Below are 22,672 nucleotides of genomic sequence, written 5' to 3' on the forward strand. Positions count from 1 at the left end.
GATTGGCTGCGAACAAGTAACTGGCCTGTTTCAATCCATTCGCTTCAAAATCGGCCAATAGACTTACAGCGGAAATATTCGTCAGCATGCGGCCTGAATATCTGACACCTTGTCCGCGTCTGGCAACGACACCGTTCGACGTAAGTGGGTCAAGCACGCCCTAGCGCGCGGCCCGGAAGCTGGCGAGCAACCGCCTGACCTTGTCGCTGCCGTCCTCGACCAGATCAAATTTCTGGCCGAACAAAAGCCAGTCCCAGCAGATGCCCTTCATCAGCCACTTGAACGCCCGGCTCGCCGATTTCGGCGTCCAGGTTGCGGCCAGGCAACCCCGCTTTTCGCCTTCGATCAAGATGGTTTCGAGATGCTGGGTATGTTCCTGATCGAGTTTCTCCAGTTCGTCCATGACCGGCTGGAATTCTTCGGTGAAGTTGGTACGCAGCAGAATGGAGAGGAGGCGCTGCCGTTGTCGGTCCTGCGCCAACATCTTCAGCCAGTCGCATGCCATGGTCTCGACGACGAGAAGGGGATCGCGGTCGCTGCCGTCGAGATCGTCGACATCCGTCATGTTGACCCGAGGCAACTGAGCGGCGTTGTAAAGTTCGAGGAAGAGATCGCTCTTGCTCTCGAAATGCCAGTAGATCGCTCCGCGCGTGACGCCTGCCGCGGTGGCAATTTCGTCGAGCGTGCTGTTCGCCACGCCCTTTTCGAAGAACAGTTTTTCCGCTGCGTCGACGATGGAGCACCGGGTTTCAGCTGCCTCAGCCTTGGTACGTCTCATTCTCCTCCCCTTTCGATAGTCCTGAGCACCCGGCTCGCGAACCGAAAGTCGTCGTCAGCCCGAAAGCCGGTTGGCTTTCGGGCTGACCTGATCAATGGGCCGATGCCGTTTCCGCGGCTTCGGTCTTGTCACGCGTCAGCGGCTCTTTGCGCGCGCCGCCGAACAGCCTCATGACGAACATGAAGAAGGCCGGGACAAAGAAGATCGCAAGCACCGTGGCCGAAATCATACCACCAAGCACGCCGGTACCGATGGCGTTCTGGCTGGCAGCGCTTGCGCCCGTGGCGATCGCCATCGGCACGACGCCCAGGGTGAAGGCGAGCGACGTCATCAGGATAGGGCGGAAGCGCAGATGGGCTGCTTCCACGGTCGCCTCATAGGTCGTCTTGCCTTCGGCCCGCAGGTCCTTGGCAAACTCGATGATCAGGATCGCGTTCTTCGCCGACAGCCCGATGATCGTGATCAGGCCGACGAGGAAGTACACGTCGTTCGGCATGTCGCGGAGCATCACGGCTGCGACCGAGCCGATGACGCCGAGCGGCACTACGAGCATGACCGACAGTGGGATCGACCAGCTTTCGTAGAGTGCCGAGAGCAGCAGGAAGACGAACAGGATCGATAGCGCGATCAGTGCCGGTGCCTGGGAGCCCGACTGGATCTCCTGCAGCGACTGGCCGGTCCATTCGTAACCGAAACCGGTCGGCAGCTGCTCGGCCAGACGTTCCATCTCGGCGATCGCATCGCCCGACGAATAGCCCGGACCAGCCTGACCGGCGATGCGGACGGACTGGTAACCGTTGTAGCCCACGACCTGCGACGGTCCGCGGATCCACTCGACCGATGCAAAGGAGGACATGGGAACCATGCCGCCGCTCGCATTGCGGACGTTGAGCTTGAGCAGATCAGCCGTCTGCATGCGCTGATTGCCATCCGCCTGGACGGTGACGCGCTGCATGCGGCCCGTATTCGGGAAGTCGTTGACGTAGGTCGACCCGAGGTTCGCGGTGATCGTCGAGTTGATGTCCGAGAAGGTCACGCCGAACGTGTTTGCCTTTTCGCGGTCGATCAGCAGATTGACCTGCGCAGCATCGGGCATGCCTTCAATACGCAGTCCGGCGAGGATCGGGCTCTTGCCCGCAGCCGCCATAAGTTGGTCGCGGGCGGCAGCGAGCGCTGCCTGCCCCTGGCCGGAGCGGTCCTGCAGGCGGAAGGTAAAGCCGCTTGAGTTACCAAGGCCCTGGATGGGCGGCGGCGACAGCGAGAAGGCGATGGCGTCACGCAGGCCGAAGATCTGGCCGTTGATCCGCTGGGCGATAGCGGCAGCGGAATCCTCCGGACCGCGTTCATCCCAATCCTTCAGGGTGATGAAGGCGAGGCCGGCATTCTGGCCGGACCCCGAGAAGGAGAAGCCGTTAATGGCGATGATCCGCTCGACAGCCTTTTCCTTCAATGCGATCTGCTCGATCTGAGAGATCACTTCGGTGGTACGGTCCGTGCTCGCCTCTGCCGGCGCCTGGACGTCGACGATCAGGTAACCCTGGTCTTCGTTCGGCAGGAACGAGGTCGGCAGCTGCAGATAGACCCAGCCGAGGCCGACGAGCAGCGCGAGATAGATCACCATGAACCGGCCTGAGCGCTTGATAATGCCGCCCACACTGCGCGAATATCCGTGCGAAGCCTTGTCGAATCCACGGTTGAACAGGCCGAAGAAGCCCTTCTTCTCGTGGTGGTCGCCCGTGATCGGCTTGAGGAACGAGGCACAGAGCGCCGGTGTCAGCGACAAAGCCAGGAAACCCGAGAACAGGATCGAAACGACCATGGTCAGCGAGAACTGCTGGTAGATGATGCCGACGGCGCCGGGGAAGAAGGCCATCGGGATGAAGACCGCGCTCAGGACCAGCGTGATGCCGATGATGGCGCCGGAAATCTGGCCCATCGCCTTGCGCGTCGCTTCCTTCGGCGGCAGCTTCTCTTCCGCCATGATACGCTCGACGTTCTCCACGACGACGATCGCGTCGTCGACGAGGATGCCGATTGCCAGAACCATGGCGAACATGGTCAGGACGTTGATCGAGAAGCCGGAGGCAAACATGACCGCACAGGTGCCCATGAGCGCGACCGGCACGACGAGCGTCGGGATGATCGTGTAACGGATGTTCTGCAAGAACAGGAACATCACCACGAAGACGAGGATCATCGCCTCCACCAGCGTGTGGATGACCTTTTCGATAGAGACTTCCACGAACGGGCTGGTGTCGTAGGGAATTTCATATTCCACACCGGCCGGGAAATACTGCTTCAGCTCCTCCATCACTTGGCGAACGCCTTCCGATGTCGCAAGTGCGTTGCCGGTCGGCGACAGCTGCACGCCGATCGCGGCACTCGGCTTGCCGTTGAGGCGTGAGGAGAAGTTGTAGCTTTCGCCGCCGACTTCCACTCTCGCTACATCGCGCAAGCGTACCGACGAGCCATCCGGATTGGCGCGCAGCACGATCGCACCGAACTGTTCCGGGTTGGTCAGCTGGCCCTGGACGTTGATCGTGGCGGAGATCTGCTGCCCGATCGGGTTCGGTGTAGCGCCGATGCGGCCGGCAGCGACCTGAGCGTTCTGCGCCTCGATGGCGCTGACGATGTCGTTCGAGGTCAGGCTGAGGCCGACCATCTTGTCCGGGTCCATCCAGATACGCATGGAGCGCTGGGTGGCGAACAGCTGCGCGCTGCCGACGCCCGGCACACGGCGGATTTCACCGATGACGTTACGCTGCAGATAGTCACCGAGGCCGATTGCGTCGGTGTTTCCGTCCGTCGAGGTCAGCGACACGACCGAAAGGAAGGACGTGCCAGCCTGTTCGACGCGGATACCTTGGGAGGTAACCGCGCCCGGCAGACGAGGCTCGGCGCGGGCGATGCGGTTCTGCACCTCGACCTGGGCTTCACCGATATTGGTGCCCGGCGCGAAGGTGACGTTGATCGAGATACGGCCGGAGGATTCCGAGGTGGATTCGAAATAGATCAGCCCCGGAACGCCGTTCAGCTCTTCCTCGATCGGACGCGTGACGCTGAGATAGATATTTTCAGGCGAAGCGCCCGGATAATTCGTCGAAATGCTGATCTGCGGGGGTGCGACATTCGGATACTGCGCGATCGGCAGCATCGGAATGGCGATCGCGCCACCCAGCATGATGAAGATCGCGACGACCCACGCAAAGATGGGCCGGTCGATGAAGAAACGTGCCATAGGACCGGATCCTTACTTTTGTGCAGGTTCTGCGGGCTGCTCGGCGTTGCTGCCTTCGGCTGCCTGCTCTGTCGCGGGCTTCTCAGGGCTCCACGGCTGCGGCTTGACGGTCGCGCCCGGCGCGGTCTTCTGGAAACCGTCGGCAACGACACGGTCGCCTTCCTTCAGTCCCTGCGAAATCACCCAGCGATCGCCGAGCGAACGGCCGACCGTAACGCGGCGTGATTCGACCTTGTCTGCCTCGCCGACAACAAGGACACTTGCCTGCCCGCCGGCATCCCGCTGGACAGCCTGCTGCGGCACGGCAAAGGCGGCTCTCTCGACACCCTGCTGAATCTGGACGCGGACATACATGCCCGGCAGCAGATCGCCGTTCGGGTTGGGGAACTCGCCACGCAGCGTCACCTGACCGGTCGTTTCATCAACCGCTGCTTCGGAGAAGAGCAGACGGCCGCTCTGCTCGTAAGGCGTGCCGTCGTCGAGGATCAGCTTCACCTCGGCTTCGTTGTCACCCGTCATCAGCTTGCCGTCCTCGAGTGCCTTGCGCAGGCGGATGAGATCGGCGGCAGGCTGCGTGAAGTCGGCATAGATCGGATCGAGCTGCTGAATCGTCGCCAGATTCTCGGACGCGTTGGAGCTGACCAGTGCGCCTTCGGTGATCAGCGCACGGCCGATGCGACCGCTGATCGGTGCAGTGACATGCGAATACTGGAAATTGAGGCGGGCTTCGGCGAGCCCGGCTTCAGCAACAGCCACTTCCGCATCGCCCTGAGCGAGCATCGCGATCGCGTTGTCGAATTCCTGCTGGGAAGCGACATTGTTGCGGCGAAGCTGCTGCTGGCGATCGGCAGTCTGACGGGCCTGGAGCTGAACTGCCTTGGCGCGTGCGAGCGTGGCTTCGGCGCTATCGACCTGAACCTGGAACGGTGCCGGGTCGATCCTGTAGAGGACATCCCCTTGCTTGACGAGCGAACCCTGCTCGAAGACGCGCTCGACGATGATGCCCGATACGCGCGGGCGCACTTCGGCGAGACGGGTCGGGGCGACGCGGCCGGGCAGGTCATTGATGATCGGCAGGGCTTCAGCCGCCATCGTCACGACGCCGACGGCAGACGGCGGCGGCGCTTGCTGGGCCTGGCCTTCCTGATTTTCCTGGCAGGCGGCCAGAAATACGAGACAGGACAATAGGGTGAGAGCGCGCAGGGGCGTCTTTTGCATCGAGCAGCTCCAGGGGTAAAGCCGAGGTGGGAAATTTACATACAAACTAATACGTATATCCCATATAGCAAGAGCTTGCTGCATTGCACACTAATTGTGTGCGCGCGGTATTCAAATTCTTGTGGGGTCCAGTTTACCTACCTGATGCGGAAGGCTTCCAACCTTACCGAAGGCGTGACGCCGTAGGTGAAAATGCACAAAAGTGCTGGCCCGCAAGGATCAACTAGATGCGGGAACCGTGCAGTCGGTGAGCCGCCAAACGAAAAAATGGCGCGATATCCTCGCGCCATCCTTCTGAAAAACATCGCATTTCGGAGTGGGCGCGTCCATAGGCCGCACCCGCTCGTCACTCTTTAGGCGAGATCGAAACGATCCGCGTTCATGACCTTCGTCCACGCCGCGGCGAAATCCTTGACAAACTTTTCCTTGGAGTCGGATTGCGCGTAGACTTCCGCAAAGGCGCGCAGCTGAGAGTGCGAACCGAAGATCAGGTCGACGCGCGTGCCGGTCCATTTCGACAGCTTGGTCTTGCGATCGCGTCCTTCATAGACACCCTGCTTGCCGACAACAGGAGACCATTCCGTCGCCATGTCCAGAAGGTTGACAAAGAAGTCGTTCGTTAGCGTTTCCTGCCTATCGGTGAGGACGCCATGCTCGGGGTTGCCCGCCTTCAACACGCGCAGGCCGCCGATCAGAACGGTCATTTCCGGTCCGGTCAGGGTCAAAAGCTGTGCGCGGTCGATCAGCGCTTCCTCCGCCTTCAGGAACTGAAGCTTCGCACTGTTGGTGTAATTCAGGAAGGCATCCATGCGCGGTTCGAGCGCCTTGAAGGACAACACATCCGTCTGCTCCTGGCTGGCGTCGGTGCGGCCCGGCGTGACCGGAACCGAAACGCTGTAGCCGGCAGCCTTGGCAGCCTTCTCGACGCCCGCAGCACCGGCGAGCACGATCAGGTCGGCAAGCGAGATCTTCTTGACCCCATTAGCGCTGTTGAACGCCTGCTGGATACCTTCGAGAACGCCAAGCACCTTGGCGAGCTGTGCCGGCTGGTTGGCTTCCCAGTCCTTCTGCGGCTCGAGCCGAACGCGGGCGCCATTGGCACCGCCGCGCTTGTCGGAGCCGCGGAAGGTCGAGGCGGATGCCCAGGCCGTGGAAACAAGTTCCTGTACCGAAAGGCCGGTTGCGAGCACCTTTTCCTTAAGCGCAGCAATATCGGCATCGTCGACCAAAGGATGATCGACCGGCGGCACGACGTCCTGCCAGATCAGATCTTCGGCCGGCACTTCCGGACCGAGATAGCGAACCTTCGGGCCCATGTCGCGGTGGGTCAACTTGAACCAGGCGCGGGCAAAGGCATCGGCGAACTCGGCCGGGTTGTCGAGGAAGCGGCGCGAAATCTTCTCGTAGATCGGGTCGAAACGCAGCGCGAGGTCGCTCGTCAGCATCGTCGGACGATGCTTCTTTGCCGGATCGAAGGCGTCCGGAACGGAGGCATCCGAGGTCTTGGCAACCCACTGATGCGCGCCGGCAGGGCTCTTGGTCAGTTCCCATTCGAAGCCGAACAGGTTCTCGAAGAAGTAGTTGCTCCACTGCGTCGGCGTCTGGGTCCAGGTCACTTCCAGACCGCTGCCGATGGCATCGCGACCGACACCGCTGTTGAACTTGCTGTTCCAGCCGATCCCCTGGTCTTCCAGTTCGCCTGCTTCAGGATCGACGCCGACGAAGGACGGGTCGCCCGCGCCGTGGGTCTTGCCGAAGGTGTGGCCACCGGCGATGAGGGCGACGGTTTCCTCGTCGTTCATCGCCATGCGAGCGAAGGTCTCGCGGATGTCGCGGGCCGAGGCCAGCGGATCGGGATTGCCGTTCGGGCCTTCCGGATTGACGTAGATCAGGCCCATCTGCACAGCGCCGAGCGGTTCGGCCAGCTCGCGTTCGCCACTATAGCGCTCGTCGCCGAGCCACGTGCCTTCCGGTCCCCAGAACAGCTCTTCCGGCTCCCAGGTATCGACGCGGCCGCCGGCGAAGCCGAAGGTCTTGAAGCCCATCGATTCCAGCGCGACATTGCCGGTCAGGATGTAGAGGTCGGCCCAGGAGATCTTGTTGCCGTATTTCTGCTTGATCGGCCAGATCAGGCGACGGGCCTTGTCGAGATTGACGTTGTCCGGCCAGCTGTTCAGCGGTGCGAACCGCTGCTGGCCGCCACCGGCGCCGCCACGGCCATCGGTGATGCGATAGGTGCCGGCACTATGCCAGGCCATGCGAATGAACAGGCCACCGTAATGACCGAAGTCTGCCGGCCACCATTCCTGGCTGTCGGTCATCAATGCGTGAAGATCGGCCTTGATCGCCGCCAGGTCGAGCGTCTTGAATTCCTCGGCATAGTCGAATGCCTTGCCCAATGGGTTGGCGAGGCCGGTCTTCTGATGAAGGATCTCGACATTCAGCTGGTTCGGCCACCAATCGCGGTTCGCCCTGCTGGCTGGGCCGTGAGCGACGGGACACTTGCCCGTGTTTTCGCTGGATTTCGCGTCCATGATTTTCTCCTCATGTTTCCTGTAGAATGAGCCGCAGGCGAAGCGCTCCGTTCGTCAATGTCCGACACTCCACACCAGCGAACCCTGGCATCACAGTGTCAGGTCCCGATGACAGGCACACGTCTTCCCCTTCCGCTATTCTTAGCGAAAGCTTCTGATAGATTTAAGTTGGATTTATCGATCGCTGCGATAGCTTTAAATTATCGCCGTTATCGTTCAATCTAGACAATACCCCCGCCACCCGCCGAGGAGGCGGGGCGCTCCGCCGCGACCTTGCTCCGATAGCCGCTGGCTCGATAGGTCGCGACTGGATCGATCGCGCCGCCCGAAAGGCGGCGGGCCTCAGCGAGGATAGGTTCAACATCGGTGCGATAGGCGCGTTTCAGCGTCTCCGTCGCCATCAGCGCATCGTTATCCTGTTGGTATCCGTCGAGTGCCGGGCGATCGACAAGCAGGGCCTGAGCATAGGCACGGCGGATCTCGTTAGCGCTGGAAATCAGGCTCTCGATCGGGTCGGTAACATTATGCGACTGGTCGATCATGTGCGCCGGGCGGAAATCCGTCACGCCACGATACTCAGCATCGACAAGTTCGTTAAACACCAGGAACAGCCGATAGGGATCGATAGACCCCGCATCGAGGTCGTCATCGCCATATTTCGAATCGTTGAAGTGAAAACCTCCAAGCTTTCCAAACTGGATCAGGCGCGCGACAATCATCTCGATATTGGCGTTCGGCGCGTGGTGGCCGAGATCGACGAGGCAGTGGGCCTTTTCGCCGAGCGTCTGGGCGATCAGATAGTTCGTGCCCCAGTCCTGCACGACGGTCGAATAGAAGGCCGGCTCGTACATCTTGTGTTCGGAGAAAAGCCGCCAGTCTTCCGGCAACACCTTGTAGATCTCAGCCATCGAGGCGAGATATCGCTCGAACTGGCGGGTAAAATTACTCTGGCCGGGAAAATTCGAGCCGTCGCCAATCCAGACGGTCAGCGCCTTCGACCCGATTGCCTTGCCGATTTCGATACATTCGAGATTATGCTCGACCGCCTGGGCCCGCGTCGCCGCGTCGGTGTGGCTAAGTGAACCGTATTTGTAGGAATGCGCTTGGCTCGCCGCATCGGAAAACGTGTTTGAATTCATCGCGTCGAAACCGAGGCCCAGCGCATCGCCCTTTGCCTTGAGCTCCTTCGGATCGGTCTTGTCCCACGGGATATGCAGCGACACGTTCGGCGTCGCCTGCGTCAACTGCTGGATCACCGAGCAATCTTCCAGCTTATCGAAAATGCCCCGCGGCTCCCCCTGCCCCGGAAAGCGGGCGAAACGTGTTCCACCCGTGCCTACCCCCCATGAGGGAACTGCCACGAAGAATTCTGCGACCCTGGCGGTGATGGTCTCGATGTCGACGCCGCGTCGAGACAGGTTTTCGCCCAGCGCCGCATAGTCGGATTGGAGTGCATTCGAGCGCTTGTCGTTCTCGGCGGCAAGCACATCAGCCGCGATCTTCAGCTCAACCATATTCTCCTCCCCGAGAATGCGTCAGCGCGTAAAACTCTGCGCGTTACCCGCGTCGACATTGATGATGTTGCCGGTCGATTTCGCCGACAGGTCGGAGGCAAGGAAATAGATCGCCTCGGCGATATCCTCTGGAAACACGTTGAGCTTCAGCATCGAGCGCTTGCGATAATGTTCCTCCAGCTCATCTACATCAATCTTGGACGACGCTGCACGCTGTTCGCGCCACTCGCCGCTCCAGATCTTCGAGCCGCGCAGCACGGCATCCGGATTGACCGTGTTGACGCGGATACCGGCATCCGCCCCTTCCAGCGCAAGGCAGCGGGCGAGATGGATCTCGGCAGCCTTCGCCGTGCAATAGGCGGACGCGTTGGGCGACGAAGCAAGCCCGTTCTTCGACGCGACGAAAACGACATTGCCGCCGAGCTTCTGGCGACGGAACAGGCGAAAAGCCTCGCGCGACACGAGGAAATAACCGGTCGCGAGGATGTCTATATTCCTGCTCCACATGGCAAGCGTCGTGTCTTCGACCGGCGCCGAGGACGCGATCCCGGCATTCGACACGAGAATGTCGACGCCGCCGAATTCCACGCAGGCCTCAGTGAAGGCGGCAAGCACCGCATCCTCGCTCGTCACGTCGAGCAGCACGCTGCGCACCGCATCCCTGCCGAAACTCTTTTCGAAATCCGTCCTGGCCGCGTCGAGGGCGGCCGCATCGATATCGGCGAGCACGACGCAGGCCCCCTCGCCCATCAGCCGCGCCGCCGTCGCCCGGCCGATGCCACCCGCCCCGCCGGTGACGAAGGCCACCTGCCCCGCAAGGCTCTTCGGCTTCGGCATGCGCTGCAGCTTGGCCTCCTCCAGCAGCCAGTATTCGATATCGAAGGCCTCCTGCTCCGGCAGGCCCTGATAGTCCGACACCGTCGAGGCGCCGCGCATCACATTGATGGCGTTGACATAGAATTCCCCAGCAATGCGCGCCGTCGCCTTGTCCTTGGCGAACGAGAACATGCCGACGCCCGGCACCAGGAAGATCACCGGGTTCGGGTCACGCATCCTTGGCGAATTGTCGTGGCGGCAGGTCTCGTAATAGCGGCTGTAATCGGCACGATAGTCCTCCAGCGCCGCGTCGAGGCCGGCAATCACCGCATCGACATCCGGTTTCGCCGGATCGAAATCGACGATTAGCGGTCGGATCTTTGTGCGCAGAAAATGATCCGGGCAGGACGTGCCGAGCGCGCCGAGCGGCTTCAGCTCTGCGGAATTGACGAACTCGAGCACGGCGTTCTGGTCGTCGAAATGGCCGAGCTTGCGCTCCGCCTTGCCGATGCGACCGCGGATTTCCGGCATCAGCCTCGCTGCAATGGCGCGGCGCTCACCGGCTCCAAGGCTTTTCGCGACGGCCCCGCCAAAAATCGTCCGGCCCTCGGTCTGGGCTGAGAACCATTCGATCGCCCTGTTGATGATCTCCAGCGTCAGCAGGTAGCAGGCCTTGGCGCCGTCGGCCCAGGTGAACAGGCCGTGGCTTTCCAGCACGACGCCCTTGGCCGTCGGATTGGCCTTGACGAACGCTCCGAGATCGAGGCCGAGTTGGAAACCGGGGCGCCGCCAGGGCAGCCAGCCGATCTCGCTGCCGAAGATGATCTCGGTCAACTCGCGGGAATTCTTCGCGGCCGCAATCGCGATGATCGCGTCGGGATGCATGTGGTCGACATGGGTAAAGGGCACGAAACCGTGTAGCGGCGTATCGATCGAAGCGGCTCGCGGGTTGAGGTTGAAGGTACAATGGGGCAGGAAGCCGACCATCCGGTCCTCGTCCTCCACGCCTTTGTAGATGCCCTTCAGCGCTTCCAGCTTGTCCATGTAAAGCGTGGCGAAACCGTCGAGCCTGATCGTGCCGACATCGCCGCCGGAACCCTTGACCCACATGACCCTGACCTTTTCGCCGGTCAGCGGATCGGTTTCGATCACCTTGGCGGATGTATTGCCGCCGCCGTAATTGGTGATGCGCTTGTCGGCGCCGAGAAGGTTGGAGCGGTAGAGCAGCTTGCCGGGCTCGTCGAGCCCCGCGGCATAAGCGTCATCCCAACGGCTTTCGAGAAGGCGGGTTTGGCCCGACATCGCTTTCCTCCCAATCTGGCTCCGATCCTCATGACGATGATCGGCTTCTCCCTGATGGTGGATATCGCCCACAGTTTCGCTCGCTGTCAATCATAAACAATCATAAACTTTCATTGTGCGCTGCAATATAATCAAACTTGATCGTTTCTGATTGACAACCTGTAATTTCAAGCAATAGTTGCTATTCAAGGAGGAGCACCATGCACGAACGCGAACGCCACCGCATCATTCTGAGCGCGATCCAGGAAAAGCCTGTGATCACGGTGCAGGACATTGCGGAACTAACCGAGGCCTCGGAGGCGACGATCCGGCGCGATATCGCGGCGCTGCATGTGCAGGGCAAGCTGAGGCGCGTGCGCGGTGGCGCGGAAGCGGTTCACCCGCCGCAGATCGGCCAGCTCGCCGCCCGTTCCTTCCGTGTCTCGGAAGCGGTCAATATCGACAAGAAGCGGGTGATTGCCCGCTGCGCCGTCGATCTGTGCGAGGAAGGCGACAGCGTCATCATCAATGGCGGCACGACGACCTTCCAGATGGTGCATTACCTTTCGGCCCGGCGTCTGCAGGTCATGACCAACTCGTTCGCGATCGCCGAACATCTGGTCAAGCATTCGAAGAGTACGGTGACGATCCCAGGCGGCGCGATCTATCGTGAACAGAGCCTGATCCTGTCGCCGTTCGAGAACGACGCGATCCGCAATTTCTATGCGCGGCGGATGTTCATCGGCGCCCAGGGCATTAGCCCGCTCGGCATCATGGAGTGCGACGCGCTGGTCATCCAGAGCGAGCAGAAGCTGATGCACCAGGCCGAGGAACTGATCGTGATGGTCGATTCATCGAAGTTCCATCGCCGCTCCAGCCTCATTCTATGCCCGCTGGACCGGGTGACGACCATCATCACCGACGACGGCATCACCGAGGAGGCGATGCGCATGGTCGAAGCTGCCGGTGTCGCGCTGGTCATCGCCGGCAGCGGCACGGAGACGACAAAGGAGGATTTCACGTCGGTCGCCTGAGGAGCGCCGACGCGAAAAAGGGGTTCTGTTGATTTAACTGGGAGGAGTGGATCATGAAGCTTGCAAGGAAACTCGCGATTGGCGTCGCCATCGCGTTCACGGCGATGACATCGGCCGCAAGTGCCGCCGACATGAAGATCGCGCTGGTCGTCAAATCGCTCGGCAACGGCTTTTTCGAAGCTGCAAACAAGGGCGCACAGGAAGCCGCCAAGGAACTGGGCGGCGTCGAGATCATCTATACCGGACCCACCACGACCACGGCGGAAGGCCAGATCGAAGTGATCAATTCGCTGATCGCGCAAGGGGTGGACGCGATCGCCATTTCCGCGAATGACCCGGATGCGGTCGTTCCGGCGCTGAAAAAGGCGGCGCAGCGCGGCATTAAGGTGATTTCCTGGGATTCGGGCGTCGCGCCCGAAGGCCGCATCATGCATCTCAACCCGTCTTCCAACGAGCTGATCGGCAAGATGTGCCTGACGCTTGCCAAGGACCATCTGGAAGGCGGCAAGGGCGATTTCGCCATTCTCTCGGCCACCACCACCTCGACGAACCAGAATACCTGGATCGCCGAGATGAAGAAGCAGCTGAAGGATTTCCCCGGCCTCAACCTCGCCACCACGGTCTATGGCGACGACCTGGCCGACAAGTCCTATCGTGAAGCCCAGGGTCTCCTGTCGTCGCAGCCCAACGTCAAGGTGATCGTCGCGCCGACGACGGTCGGCGTGCTTGCGGCTTCGCAGGCGGTCAAGGATGCCGGCAAGATTGGCGAGGTCTATGTCACCGGCCTCGGTCTTCCGTCGGAAATGGCGGGCGCGATCAAGTCCGGCGCGACGAAGGAATTCGCCATCTGGAACCCGATCGACCTTGGTTATTCGGCCACCCAGATCGCCTATCACATCGCCAAGGGCGATGCCGACGGCAAGCCCAGCTCCGAGATCGAAGCCGGCCGAATGGGCAAAATCAAGATCGGCGACAACGGCGAGGCCGCCATGGCCGACCCCTTCGTCTACGACGCCAAGAACATCGACCAGTTCTCGAAGATCTTTTGATCTAACGAGACTAATCGCAAGCGGTGATACCCTCTCAGGCCTGCCGGCCATCTCCCCCACAAGGGGGAGAATACTCGTGTCTCTCGCTCGCCCTTTGTTGGACCGCGGCGGAAAGACTGAATTAAGCCCTCCCCCTTGTGGGGAGGGTTGGGAGGGGTCTTTTTCAGGTGAAACAAGATGAATGCTGTCGCGCCGATGACCGATGAGAGACCTGTCGAGCAGGCCATGCCTGCCGCAAAGACACCCATCCTGGAAATGCGCGGCATCAGCCAGATCTTTCCGGGCGTGAAGGCGCTCGACGGCGTCAGCCTGTCGCTCCATCCGGGCCAGGTCACCGCGCTGATCGGCGAGAACGGCGCCGGCAAGTCGACGCTGGTGAAGATCCTGACCGGCATCTACCGCCCCAACGAGGGCGAGATCCTGATCGATGGCGAGCCGGTGAGCTTTTCGAGCGCCCAGGCTGCGATAGACGCGGGCGTTACCGCTATTCACCAGGAAACCGTGCTGTTCGACGAACTGACCGTCGGCGAAAACATCTTTCTCGGCCACGCACCGCGTACCCGGATCGGCACAATCGACTGGCGGGCGATCAACGATCGTTCACAAGTGCTGCTGCGCCAGCTCGAAAGCGAAATCGACCCGACGATCCGCCTGCGGGACCTGTCCATTGCCCAGCGCCATCTCGTGGCGATCGCCCGGGCGCTGTCGGTCGAGGCACGCATCGTCATCATGGACGAGCCGACCGCCGCTCTGTCCCGCAAGGAGATCGACGATCTGTTCCGCATCGTCGAAGGGCTGAAACGAAAGGGCAAGGCGATCCTGTTCATCAGCCACAAGTTCGACGAGGTCTACGAGATCGCCGAGAATTTTTCGGTATTTCGCGACGGCCGCGCCGTCGGGCACGGAAGATTGAAGGACACGCCGCAGGACGAGATCGTCCGGCTGATGGTCGGCCGCAATGTCGAGGACGTCTTTCCCAAGGTGAAGGTTGAGATCGGCGCGCCGGTTCTGACCGTCGAGCGCTATTGCCATCCGACCGAATTCCGCGACATTTCCTTCGAGCTTCGCCGCGGCGAAATCCTCGGCATATACGGCCTGATCGGCGCGGGACGCTCGGAACTCTGCCAGTCGCTGTTCGGCGTCACCCGCCCTTCCTCCGGCAGGCTTACCCTCGATGGCGCGCCGCTCGATATCCGCTCGTCTGGCGATGCGATCGGCGCCGGCATCGTCTATGTGCCGGAAGAGCGCGGCCGCCACGGGCTGGCGCTGCCCATGCCGATCTTCCAGAACATGTCGCTGCCCTCGCTGGGCAAGACGTCGCGGTCCGGTTTTCTCAAGGCCGCCAACGAACTGGCGCTCGCCCGAAAATATGCCGAGCGGCTGGATCTGCGCGCAGCCGCCCTTTCCGTGCCGGTCGGCACGCTGTCTGGCGGCAACCAGCAGAAGGTGGTGATCGGCAAATGGCTCGCGACCCAGCCAAAGGTGATCATCCTCGACGAGCCGACCAAGGGCATCGACATCGGCTCCAAGGCCGCCGTCCACGGTTTCATCGGCGAACTGGCGGCCGAGGGCCTGTCGATCATCATGGTCTCGTCCGAACTGCCGGAAATTCTCGGCATGTCGGACCGGGTGATGGTGATGCGCGAAGGGCTGATGGCCGGCATTTTCGAGCGCGACCGATTGAGCGCCGAAGTGCTGGTGCGCGCCGCGACCGGCAATCAGTGAGGATTTGGATGAAGAGCCTTCTGAAAAACCGCGAAATCCTGCTCACCGGCATCATCGCCCTGATGGTCGCGGGCTTTTCCACCCGCGCCGCGGGCTTTGCCACTCCCGCCAATCTCGCCAACATCTTCAACGACACGTCGATCCTGATCATCCTGGCGCTCGGCCAGATGACGGTGATCCTGACGAAATCGATCGATCTGTCGGTTGCCGCCAACCTAGCCTTCACCGGCATGGCGGTGGCGATGACCAATGCGGCGTATCCCGAACTCCCGCTGATACTCCTCATCGTCATGGCCATCGGCATCGGTGCGTTCCTGGGCGCGATCAACGGCTATCTTGTCTGGGCGCTGCAGATCCCGCCGATCGTCGTCACATTAGGCACACTCACCATCTATCGCGGCATGGCCTTCGTGCTCTCCGGCGGGGGCTGGGTAAATGCGCACCAGATGGCCCCGAGCTTCCTCACCATCCCGCGCCTGGCCGTGCTCGGCTTACCCGTCCTTTCCTGGATCGCCATCCTGATCGTCATCGGCGCCTGGTTCGTGCTGACCCGCCTGCCCTTCGGTCGCGCCGCCTTCGCATCCGGCGGCAACCCGACGGCGGCGGTCTATGCCGGCATCGATATCGGCCGCACCCGTTTCTTCGCCTTCGTGCTCTCCGGCGCACTCGCGGGCCTTTCCGGCTATCTCTGGGTCTCCCGCTATGCGGTCGCCTATGTCGATATCGCAGCCGGTTTCGAGCTCGATACGGTCGCCGCCTGCGTCATCGGCGGCATCTCGATTGCGGGCGGCATCGGTTCGGTGGCCGGTGCCGTGCTCGGCGCGCTTTTCCTCGGCGTCATCAAGAACGCGCTTCCCGTCATCGGCATCTCGCCCTTTGCCCAGATGGCGATCTCCGGCGTGGTCATCGTGCTCGCCGTCGTCTTCAATGCCCGGGCCGAGAAGAAGGCGGGGCGCATCATCCTGCGCGATCGGGCAGCCCCCGAAAACAAGACCGAGGGAGCCTCCGCATGAGCGACATCGCCACCTCCAAACGGGTGATCCCGGACCGGCTCGGCACCAGAACCTCGCGCATCCTCGCGAGCTGGGAAGTGCTGCTTTTCGGTGTCGCGGTGCTGATCTTCGTCTTCAACGCGCTCGCCTCGCCCTATTTCCTCAACGCCTGGAACCTTTCCGACGCCACCTTCAATTTCACCGAGAAGGCGATGATCGCCTTTGCCATGGCAATGCTGGTGATCGCCGGCGAGATCGACCTGTCGGTCGCGGCGATCATCGCGCTCGCCTCGACCGCCATGGGCGCCGCAGCCCAGGCCGGCATCGGCACGCCGGGACTGGTGGCGATCGGCATCGGCGTCGGGCTTGCCTGCGGCGCCTTCAACGGCCTGCTGGTCGCCGGCCTGAAACTCCCCTCGATCGTCGTGACGATCGGCACGATGAGCCTGTTTCGCGGCATTTCCTACATCGTGCTCGGCGACCAGGCCTATGGCAAATATCCGGAAAGCTTCGCCTTTTTCGGCCAGGGCTATGTCGCGTGGGTGTTTTCCTTCGAATTCGTGCTGTTCATCCTGCTCGCCATCTCCTTCGCGATCCTGCTGCACGCGACGAATTTCGGCCGGCAGGTCTATGTCATCGGCAATAACGAGTTTGCCGCCCGCTTTTCCGGCATTCCGGTCGAGCGGGTGAAGTTCATCCTTTTCCTGATGACCGGCCTGATGGCGGGCGTCGCCGCCGTGTGCCTCACCTCGCGCCTCGGCTCGACCCGGCCGTCGATCGCGCAAGGCTGGGAACTCGAAGTCGTCACCATGGTCGTGCTCGGCGGCGTCTCGATCCTCGGCGGGGCCGGCACAATCGCCGGCGTCGTCATCGCCGCCTTCGTCATGGGCCTCGTCACCTTCGGGCTGGGCCTGCTGAACGTGCCAGGCATCGTCATGTCTATCTTCGTCGGTCTGCTGCTGATCATCACCATCGCCGTGCCGATCATCGCCCGCCGCATCAGGGAGATGCACTGATGGCGAGCGAGAGACATGCGTTCAGGATGAAGCTCAACCCAGGGATGGAGGCCGAGTACAGGAAAAGGCACGACGAGATCTGGCCTGAACTCGTCGACATTCTGCGCGAGGCCGGCGTCACCGACTATTCAATCCATCTGGACCGCGAGACCAACACGCTTTTCGGCATCCTGACGCGACCGGCAGATCACCGGATGGCGAGCCTGCCGGATCATCCCGTGATGAAGCGCTGGTGGACGCATATGGCCGACATCATGGAGACCAATCCAGACAATTCCCCGGTCCAGACAGATCTCGTCACGGTGTTTCACCTGCCATGAAGACGCCGGAAAAGGTCGCCGTCATCGATATAGGCAAGACCAATGCCAAGGTCGTCGTGCTCGACTGCCAAACGGGCCGGGAGATCTCCGAATGCCGGACGCCGAACCGGGTTCTCGCCGGTCCGCCCTACCCGCATTATGATATCGATGCATTGTGGGATTTCATTCTCGTCTCGCTTTCCGCACTGGCCCGCGACATCGGTTTCGATGCGATCTCGATCACCACCCACGGTGCCTCTGCCGCATTAGTCGACGAGAAAGGCGCACTCGCCCTGCCTGTGCTGGATTACGAGCATCACTATCCGGACGCGATCCAGCAGGTCTATACGATGCTGCGACCGCCGTTCTCCGAAACATTCTCCCCTGCCCTGTCCGGCGGGCTAAATGTCGGCGCGCAACTGCATTACCAGAAATCGGCTTTCCCGAATGTTTTCGCCCGTGTCCGGACGATCCTTACCTATCCGCAATACTGGGCTTTCCGCCTCACCGGCATTGCTGCAACCGAAGTCACGTCGCTCGGTTGCCATACAGATCTCTGGCGTCCGCGTGACGGCGACTATTCCTCGCTTGTCGAGGCGCTCGCGATCCGGGACCTGATGGCGCCGATCAGAAGCGCCTTCGATGCGATCGGTACCGTCCGGCCTGACATCGCGGAGAGGATCAGCTTGGCAGCGCCGGTCCCGGTCCATTGCGGCATCCATGATTCCAACGCGTCGCTGCTATCGCATCTGATCGGCCGCGAACCGCCCTTCGCGGTAGTCTCCACGGGAACCTGGGTGATCAATTTCGCCGTCGGCGGAGATCTCGATCATCTCGATCCGGCGCGCGACACGCTTGCCAATGTCGATGCCTATGGCCGCGCCGTTCCTTCGTCCCGCTTCATGGGCGGCCGGGAATTCGAGATGCTGACATCCGAACTCGGCCCACTCGAGCAACAGGCTGCCCTCGCCGTCATGCCCGGCGTGATCGCAAGGCGGATCATGCTCCTGCCCAATCTCGCGGAAGGTTCGGGCCCTTATCCCGGCCGGCCGGCACGATGGCTGGGCGAAGCCCATGCCTCGAATGCCGAGCGCTGGGCCGCAGCCTGCCTATATCTCGCGCTGATGACACAAACCTGCCTTAAGCTGATCGGCGCCGGAGGACCGGTGCTGGTGGAAGGTCCCTTCGCCCACAACCGGGTTTATCTGGATGCGCTTGCGGCGCTGGTCGGAAGAGATGTGCTCGCCCTTCCCGGCTCCACCGGCACCAGCCAGGGTGCGGCTCTCCTTGCCGGGATCCGGCCTGCTTCGGGCAGCGAGATATCGATCTCGCCTTCGGATATCGATGGCCTGCAAGCCTATGCGGATATCTGGCGCGACCTCGCTCGCCCTGCCGTGCCATCTATGCCGGTTAGAGATGCCGACCTTTCTCCAGTATCTCCTCCGCCTCGTTGAGGCTCATCTCGAAGACCGTCTTGCCGATATCGAAGCCGAAACCGCCGCGGGCGAAGGCGGACAGTTCCTTGCCCTTTCGCTTGTCGTCCAGATCCGCCTTGCGGAAAGGTCCGAAGGCGCGCTTTCGGGCCAGCACCACCGCAGCATAGAGGTCGTCCACCTCGGCGGCCGCCAATGCTGCCGTCTCCTTCGCCACGCCCTTCTGCGACAGCTTTTGCGCGATCGCCCGCTTCGACTTGCCGCTGCGCATGCCCGAGCGGCTGCTAATCTCGGCATAGGCCTTGTCGTCGAGCAGCTTATTCTCGTTGGCGAAACTCACGGCGGAGTCGGCAAGCGCCTTTACCTGGGCGTCGCCGATCGGCTCGAATTTTTCTCGCGCCTTGCGGGCAATCGCGTCGAACAGCTGCTTCTCGGTGTGCATTCGGCGACCGAGCCGATAGATCGTCGAATTGCGCGCCCAGGAGAACATGCGCGCTGTCGGCGCGTCCGACGAGGACGCGTCGGTAGAGAAATCATTTTCGCTGGAGCTTGCGTCCGGCGCCTGCGTCATTCTTCGGTCTCTGTCCTGGGTCCAAAAGTGGGCTCCGGAATAGCCGGTTCGCGGGCTAGGCGCCAGAGCGCGGATGATTCAGAGCCCGAGATCGGACAGACCGGGATGGTCGTCGGGCCGGCGGCCGAGCGGCCAGAAAAACTTTCGATCCGTCTCGGCAATCGGCCGATCGTTGATCGACGCAAAGCGATGCGCCATCAATCCGTCCTCGGCGAATTCCCAGTTCTCGTTGCCGTGGGAGCGGTACCACTGACCGCTGTCGTCATGCCATTCATAGGCGAAACGCACGGCGATCCTGTTGTCGGTGAAGGCGAACAGCTCCTTGATCAGGCGGTAATCGAGTTCTTTTGCCCATTTGCGGGTGAGAAAGGCGACGATCTCGGCACGGCCGACGGGAAACTCGGCGCGATTCCGCCAGTGGCTGTCTTCGGTATAAACGAGCGACACCCGCTGCGGATCGCGGCTGTTCCACCCGTCCTCCGCCATCCGGACCTTGGCGATTGCCGTTTCGCGCGTGAAAGGCGGTACGATGCTCATGGGTTTCCTCCGATGTATTTGCCGATGCGCTTTCTGCGCCCCGCCGCAGCCTATTCTCCGCGGAGATCTTGTTCCGGTACGTTTCAACTGGCGTAACGATTTTGCAGGAAGGAACTTGCGGCAATATGCGATGGCGCCCGCCTGAGGTCCGCGGCAAAGATGACTTAAGGTGAAGGGCTGAACTTTTATGCCTGGCCTTCAAATTCGAATCGCTCGACGATGACCGATTCAATCCGTCGTTGGACGTGCCGACGCGCCGGGCATGCTTTACAAAGAGACTCAAGTCGGTCTCGACTTACCTCGGAGGCAAGGCGCTTGGCGCCGGCCACGGCGCACAAGTATGCATTGGCTATATCATATTCTGCGCGCCGGCCCCGATGCATTGCACCGGGGCCGGCTGTATCAAGAATTAGAGAATTTCGACGTTTTCAGCCTTCGACTTTCCAGTCTTCCGGTCCTGGCCAACTTCATAGCTGACCTTCTGACCGTCCTGGAGCGCGCTGCCGCGTTCGACTGCGGAGATATGGACGAAGACGTCCGCGCCACCGTTGTCTGGGGTAATGAAGCCAAAACCCTTGTCCTGATTGAAAAACTTTACGCTACCGGTCGCCATGGGATCCTCGTTGTGTTCGTATGACGCGAACAGATTTAGCCTTCAATCGACAGACCATCAAGCGCTGAACGAAAAGGAAGCGCTGCAGATGCCGTAGAAGACAACAATCATCCGGTCCGGAATGGCATTCCGGTATACGTTTGATGCGCCACGCATTGCTGCTTAATCACGGCTTGAAGAGATATCGCCGGAGATTAGTACGCGCTCCGAGGTGACGGCATCGCCAGGGACGCCATCCTGGACTGGCGCTGGGAGCGATCCTTCGACTTAGCCCCGCGGCGTGCTGACCAGAATGGCTGCCGCTTTGTTTGCCCGAGCGAGGGCAGTATTGATGGCTCCCCCCTGCAACAATTGCGCAGCCAGCACCCCGATGAATTCGTCTCCAGCGCCGTGAGTACTGATCAGCTTGACCTTGATTGCCGGGATGAGCGTGTCCTTGCCACCTTCCTGCTCGAATGCCGCGACACCCTCGCCGCCCGCTGTCACCACTGCGACCGGATAGGTCCTGGCGAGTATTCTGGCGGCCGCCAGCGCGCTGTCGAGCGAGTTGACTTCCACGCCATCTGAAAGCGCTTCCGCCTCGACCGCGTTTACAACGACGATGTCGACGAGCTTTTCCAGTTCCGCGGACGGCTTTCGGGCCGGGGCTGCGTTGAGAATGACCGTGCCTCCCGCCCGCTTCATGGCATCGGCAGCCAGGACATTCGCCGCATCCGGCACTTCGTTCTGCAAGACCAGAATGTTACCGGATCGGAACAGATCCTTCGCCGCCTCGACATCCTCGTTGCACAGTTCGAGATTGCTGCCGGAGACGATGACGGCGCCGTAATCGCCTTCCGAATCGAAGATCGCAACACTCATGCCGGAGCCGATACCCGGAATGGTACGGACGAAACCGCAATCGACATTGTGACGGCCGAGATTGCCGAGAAGTGCGGCGCCGAACTGATCGTCCGCGACCGCGCCGATCATGGCGGATGGTACGCCGTGCTTGGCCGCCGATACCGCCTGGTTGCCGCCTTTTCCACCGCATGAGGGACGCCAGGATGAGCCTGTGACGGTTTCCCCCTTCTTCGGTCGAGCCGGGCCGTCGACGATGATATCGTAATGCAGGCTACCGAAGACGACGACGGCTGGATCTTTCAGATTCATAAAAACTTGTCTTTCCGTTTCGACGCGACGGCCGTCATCGTCTTTTCGAGATTTCTCTCGGCCGCCTTGTAGTCGCGCTGGGCGACGGCGACGAAGAGCGCATCAAGGATATTGAGCTGTGCGATGCGGGCGGCCGCGTTCTCGCCCATCAACGGCGAGCCCTGAGCCGTCGAGCAGAGAACCACATCGGCCTGCTGCGCCAATGGCGAAGCGTTGTAATTGGTGATCGCGATCGTACGGGCGCCGTTTCGCCTGGCCAACTGGATAGATTCAATAACGGCAACCGTATTGCCCGAATGGGAAAATCCGATCGCGACGTCCTCTGGCCCGAGCAGGGACGCCGACATCAGCATCATGTGGGAATCATCGTAGACGCTTGCCCTGACACCTACGCGCAGGAACTTGTGCGCGACATCGCGGGCGATCTGCGCCGAGCCGCCCACGCCGTAGAAATCGCGTTGGCGGCCCGAATGGAGCATGTCGGCGGCCCGGTCGAACGCTTCTACGTCAAGGATCGACTGCGTTTCTTCTAAGGCCTGGATCGAGGTGCGGAACACCTTCTGGATGATCTCCTGCGAGGTATCGTCAGGCGACAGCTCCTGGTGCATTTCAGCGGTCGGCAGGCGGTTGTACTGCGCGACCGCAGTGCGGAATTCCCGGTAACCCGCAAAGCCGAGCTTCTTGGTGATCTTCACCACCATGGCCTCGGAGACTCCGGCCTCGGTGGCGATCTCCTTCAGCGAGGTTTCGTCGGCGAATGTTCTGAGCGCGAAGACCGTCTCCACCACCCGGGCCTCAAGCGGCGTCAGGAGCGGCATGCGCATCCTGATCCGTGGTCCGACAGCTTTCAGGTCCAGGTGCTCGGAATTCAT

The 22,672-nt window shown here is 61.4% G+C and carries 17 protein-coding genes and 1 pseudogene; 7 read left to right on the forward strand and 11 right to left on the reverse strand.

The features are described from left to right. Nucleotides 1-160 precede the first annotated feature (160 nt). The 6 genes from BM216_RS15135 to BM216_RS15160 all read right to left on the reverse strand — a co-directional run bounded on the left by BM216_RS15135 (nt 161) and on the right by BM216_RS15160 (nt 11,400). Nucleotides 161-778, reverse strand: a complete 618-nt coding sequence (locus BM216_RS15135) for a TetR family transcriptional regulator (RefSeq protein WP_093000007.1) — start codon at nt 776-778, stop codon at nt 161-163. Between the two features lie 91 nt (nt 779-869). Continuing rightward, the gene (locus BM216_RS15140; RefSeq protein ID WP_093000008.1) at nt 870-4,016 is read right to left on the reverse strand and encodes an efflux RND transporter permease subunit; all 3,147 of its coding nucleotides are present in this window, start codon (nt 4,014-4,016) and stop codon (nt 870-872) included. Between the two features lie 12 nt (nt 4,017-4,028). Next, the gene (locus tag BM216_RS15145) at nt 4,029-5,234 is read right to left on the reverse strand and encodes an efflux RND transporter periplasmic adaptor subunit (RefSeq protein ID WP_093000009.1); all 1,206 of its coding nucleotides are present in this window, start codon (nt 5,232-5,234) and stop codon (nt 4,029-4,031) included. A 353-nt stretch (nt 5,235-5,587) separates the two neighbouring features. Next, on the reverse strand, nt 5,588-7,768 hold the full coding sequence (katG, locus tag BM216_RS15150; RefSeq protein ID WP_093000010.1) for a catalase/peroxidase HPI: 2,181 nt from the start codon (nt 7,766-7,768) through the stop codon (nt 5,588-5,590). Between the two features lie 221 nt (nt 7,769-7,989). Further along, on the reverse strand, nt 7,990-9,282 hold the full coding sequence (gene rhaI, locus BM216_RS15155; protein ID WP_093000011.1) for an L-rhamnose catabolism isomerase: 1,293 nt from the start codon (nt 9,280-9,282) through the stop codon (nt 7,990-7,992). 21 nt (nt 9,283-9,303) lie between these two features. Then, the gene (locus tag BM216_RS15160; RefSeq protein ID WP_093000012.1) at nt 9,304-11,400 is read right to left on the reverse strand and encodes a bifunctional rhamnulose-1-phosphate aldolase/short-chain dehydrogenase; all 2,097 of its coding nucleotides are present in this window, start codon (nt 11,398-11,400) and stop codon (nt 9,304-9,306) included. A gap of 200 nt (nt 11,401-11,600) precedes the next feature. Between BM216_RS15160 and BM216_RS15165 the strand changes: the two genes are divergently transcribed. The 7 genes and pseudogenes from BM216_RS15165 to BM216_RS15195 all read left to right on the forward strand — a co-directional run. Further along, nucleotides 11,601-12,413: a DeoR/GlpR family DNA-binding transcription regulator gene (locus BM216_RS15165; protein ID WP_093000013.1), complete on the forward strand. Its 813-nt coding sequence runs from the start codon at nt 11,601-11,603 to the stop codon at nt 12,411-12,413. Nucleotides 12,414-12,466: 53 nt separating this feature from the next. Beyond that, nucleotides 12,467-13,462, forward strand: a complete 996-nt coding sequence (rhaS, locus tag BM216_RS15170; protein WP_093000014.1) for a rhamnose ABC transporter substrate-binding protein — start codon at nt 12,467-12,469, stop codon at nt 13,460-13,462. A gap of 195 nt (nt 13,463-13,657) precedes the next feature. After that, nucleotides 13,658-15,187: a sugar ABC transporter ATP-binding protein gene (locus tag BM216_RS15175; RefSeq protein WP_093000122.1), complete on the forward strand. Its 1,530-nt coding sequence runs from the start codon at nt 13,658-13,660 to the stop codon at nt 15,185-15,187. A gap of 8 nt (nt 15,188-15,195) precedes the next feature. Then, the gene (locus tag BM216_RS15180) at nt 15,196-16,200 is read left to right on the forward strand and encodes an ABC transporter permease (RefSeq protein ID WP_093000015.1); all 1,005 of its coding nucleotides are present in this window, start codon (nt 15,196-15,198) and stop codon (nt 16,198-16,200) included. Further along, nucleotides 16,197-17,195, forward strand: coding sequence for an ABC transporter permease (locus BM216_RS15185; protein WP_093000016.1), 999 nt, complete (start codon nt 16,197-16,199; stop codon nt 17,193-17,195). The genes BM216_RS15180 and BM216_RS15185 overlap by 4 nt, the downstream gene beginning before the upstream one ends. Next, entirely contained in the window at nt 17,195-17,515 is a 321-nt protein-coding gene (gene rhaM, locus BM216_RS15190) for an L-rhamnose mutarotase (RefSeq protein ID WP_093000017.1), read from the forward strand. The genes BM216_RS15185 and rhaM overlap by 1 nt, the downstream gene beginning before the upstream one ends. After that, nucleotides 17,512-18,855: pseudogene (locus BM216_RS15195) on the forward strand (FGGY-family carbohydrate kinase); the annotation flags it as partial. The gene rhaM and the pseudogene BM216_RS15195, both read left to right, overlap by 4 nt. Before the next feature lie 49 nt (nt 18,856-18,904). On the opposite strand, the gene recX reads toward BM216_RS15195, so the two are convergent. The 5 genes from recX to BM216_RS15220 form a co-directional block, all read right to left on the reverse strand. Further along, the gene (recX, locus tag BM216_RS15200; protein WP_093000019.1) at nt 18,905-19,498 is read right to left on the reverse strand and encodes a recombination regulator RecX; all 594 of its coding nucleotides are present in this window, start codon (nt 19,496-19,498) and stop codon (nt 18,905-18,907) included. Between the two features lie 78 nt (nt 19,499-19,576). Next, entirely contained in the window at nt 19,577-20,035 is a 459-nt protein-coding gene (locus BM216_RS15205; RefSeq protein WP_093000020.1) for a nuclear transport factor 2 family protein, read from the reverse strand. 409 nt (nt 20,036-20,444) lie between these two features. After that, the gene (locus BM216_RS15210; RefSeq protein ID WP_093000021.1) at nt 20,445-20,648 is read right to left on the reverse strand and encodes a cold-shock protein; all 204 of its coding nucleotides are present in this window, start codon (nt 20,646-20,648) and stop codon (nt 20,445-20,447) included. Nucleotides 20,649-20,915: 267 nt separating this feature from the next. Continuing rightward, nucleotides 20,916-21,800, reverse strand: coding sequence for a ribokinase (locus tag BM216_RS15215; RefSeq protein ID WP_093000022.1), 885 nt, complete (start codon nt 21,798-21,800; stop codon nt 20,916-20,918). Then, nucleotides 21,797-22,672 (reverse strand): MurR/RpiR family transcriptional regulator, encoded by an 876-nt coding sequence (locus BM216_RS15220; RefSeq protein WP_093000023.1) that lies wholly within the window; start codon nt 22,670-22,672, stop codon nt 21,797-21,799. Before BM216_RS15220 ends, BM216_RS15215 begins: the two co-directional genes overlap by 4 nt.

This window comes from Rhizobium sp. NFR07, assembly GCF_900111905.1.
Classification (GTDB): Bacteria; Pseudomonadota; Alphaproteobacteria; order Rhizobiales; family Rhizobiaceae; genus Neorhizobium.

Bases quoted from the DNA above. Each gene is read 5' to 3' on its own strand.
- BM216_RS15135 (WP_093000007.1), bottom strand. From the start codon at position 778: ATGAGACGTACCAAGGCTGAGGCAGCTGAAACCCGGTGCTCCATCGTC.
- BM216_RS15140 (WP_093000008.1), bottom strand. From the start codon at position 4,016: ATGGCACGTTTCTTCATCGACCGGCCCATCTTTGCGTGGGTCGTCGCG.
- BM216_RS15145 (WP_093000009.1), bottom strand. From the start codon at position 5,234: ATGCAAAAGACGCCCCTGCGCGCTCTCACCCTATTGTCCTGTCTCGTA.
- katG (WP_093000010.1), bottom strand. From the start codon at position 7,768: ATGGACGCGAAATCCAGCGAAAACACGGGCAAGTGTCCCGTCGCTCAC.
- rhaI (WP_093000011.1), bottom strand. From the start codon at position 9,282: ATGGTTGAGCTGAAGATCGCGGCTGATGTGCTTGCCGCCGAGAACGAC.
- BM216_RS15160 (WP_093000012.1), bottom strand. From the start codon at position 11,400: ATGTCGGGCCAAACCCGCCTTCTCGAAAGCCGTTGGGATGACGCTTAT.
- BM216_RS15165 (WP_093000013.1), top strand. From the start codon at position 11,601: ATGCACGAACGCGAACGCCACCGCATCATTCTGAGCGCGATCCAGGAA.
- rhaS (WP_093000014.1), top strand. From the start codon at position 12,467: ATGAAGCTTGCAAGGAAACTCGCGATTGGCGTCGCCATCGCGTTCACG.
- BM216_RS15175 (WP_093000122.1), top strand. From the start codon at position 13,658: ATGACCGATGAGAGACCTGTCGAGCAGGCCATGCCTGCCGCAAAGACA.
- BM216_RS15180 (WP_093000015.1), top strand. From the start codon at position 15,196: ATGAAGAGCCTTCTGAAAAACCGCGAAATCCTGCTCACCGGCATCATC.
- BM216_RS15185 (WP_093000016.1), top strand. From the start codon at position 16,197: ATGAGCGACATCGCCACCTCCAAACGGGTGATCCCGGACCGGCTCGGC.
- rhaM (WP_093000017.1), top strand. From the start codon at position 17,195: ATGGCGAGCGAGAGACATGCGTTCAGGATGAAGCTCAACCCAGGGATG.
- recX (WP_093000019.1), bottom strand. From the start codon at position 19,498: ATGACGCAGGCGCCGGACGCAAGCTCCAGCGAAAATGATTTCTCTACC.
- BM216_RS15205 (WP_093000020.1), bottom strand. From the start codon at position 20,035: ATGAGCATCGTACCGCCTTTCACGCGCGAAACGGCAATCGCCAAGGTC.
- BM216_RS15210 (WP_093000021.1), bottom strand. From the start codon at position 20,648: ATGGCGACCGGTAGCGTAAAGTTTTTCAATCAGGACAAGGGTTTTGGC.
- BM216_RS15215 (WP_093000022.1), bottom strand. From the start codon at position 21,800: ATGAATCTGAAAGATCCAGCCGTCGTCGTCTTCGGTAGCCTGCATTAC.
- BM216_RS15220 (WP_093000023.1), bottom strand. From the start codon at position 22,672: ATGAATTCCGAGCACCTGGACCTGAAAGCTGTCGGACCACGGATCAGG.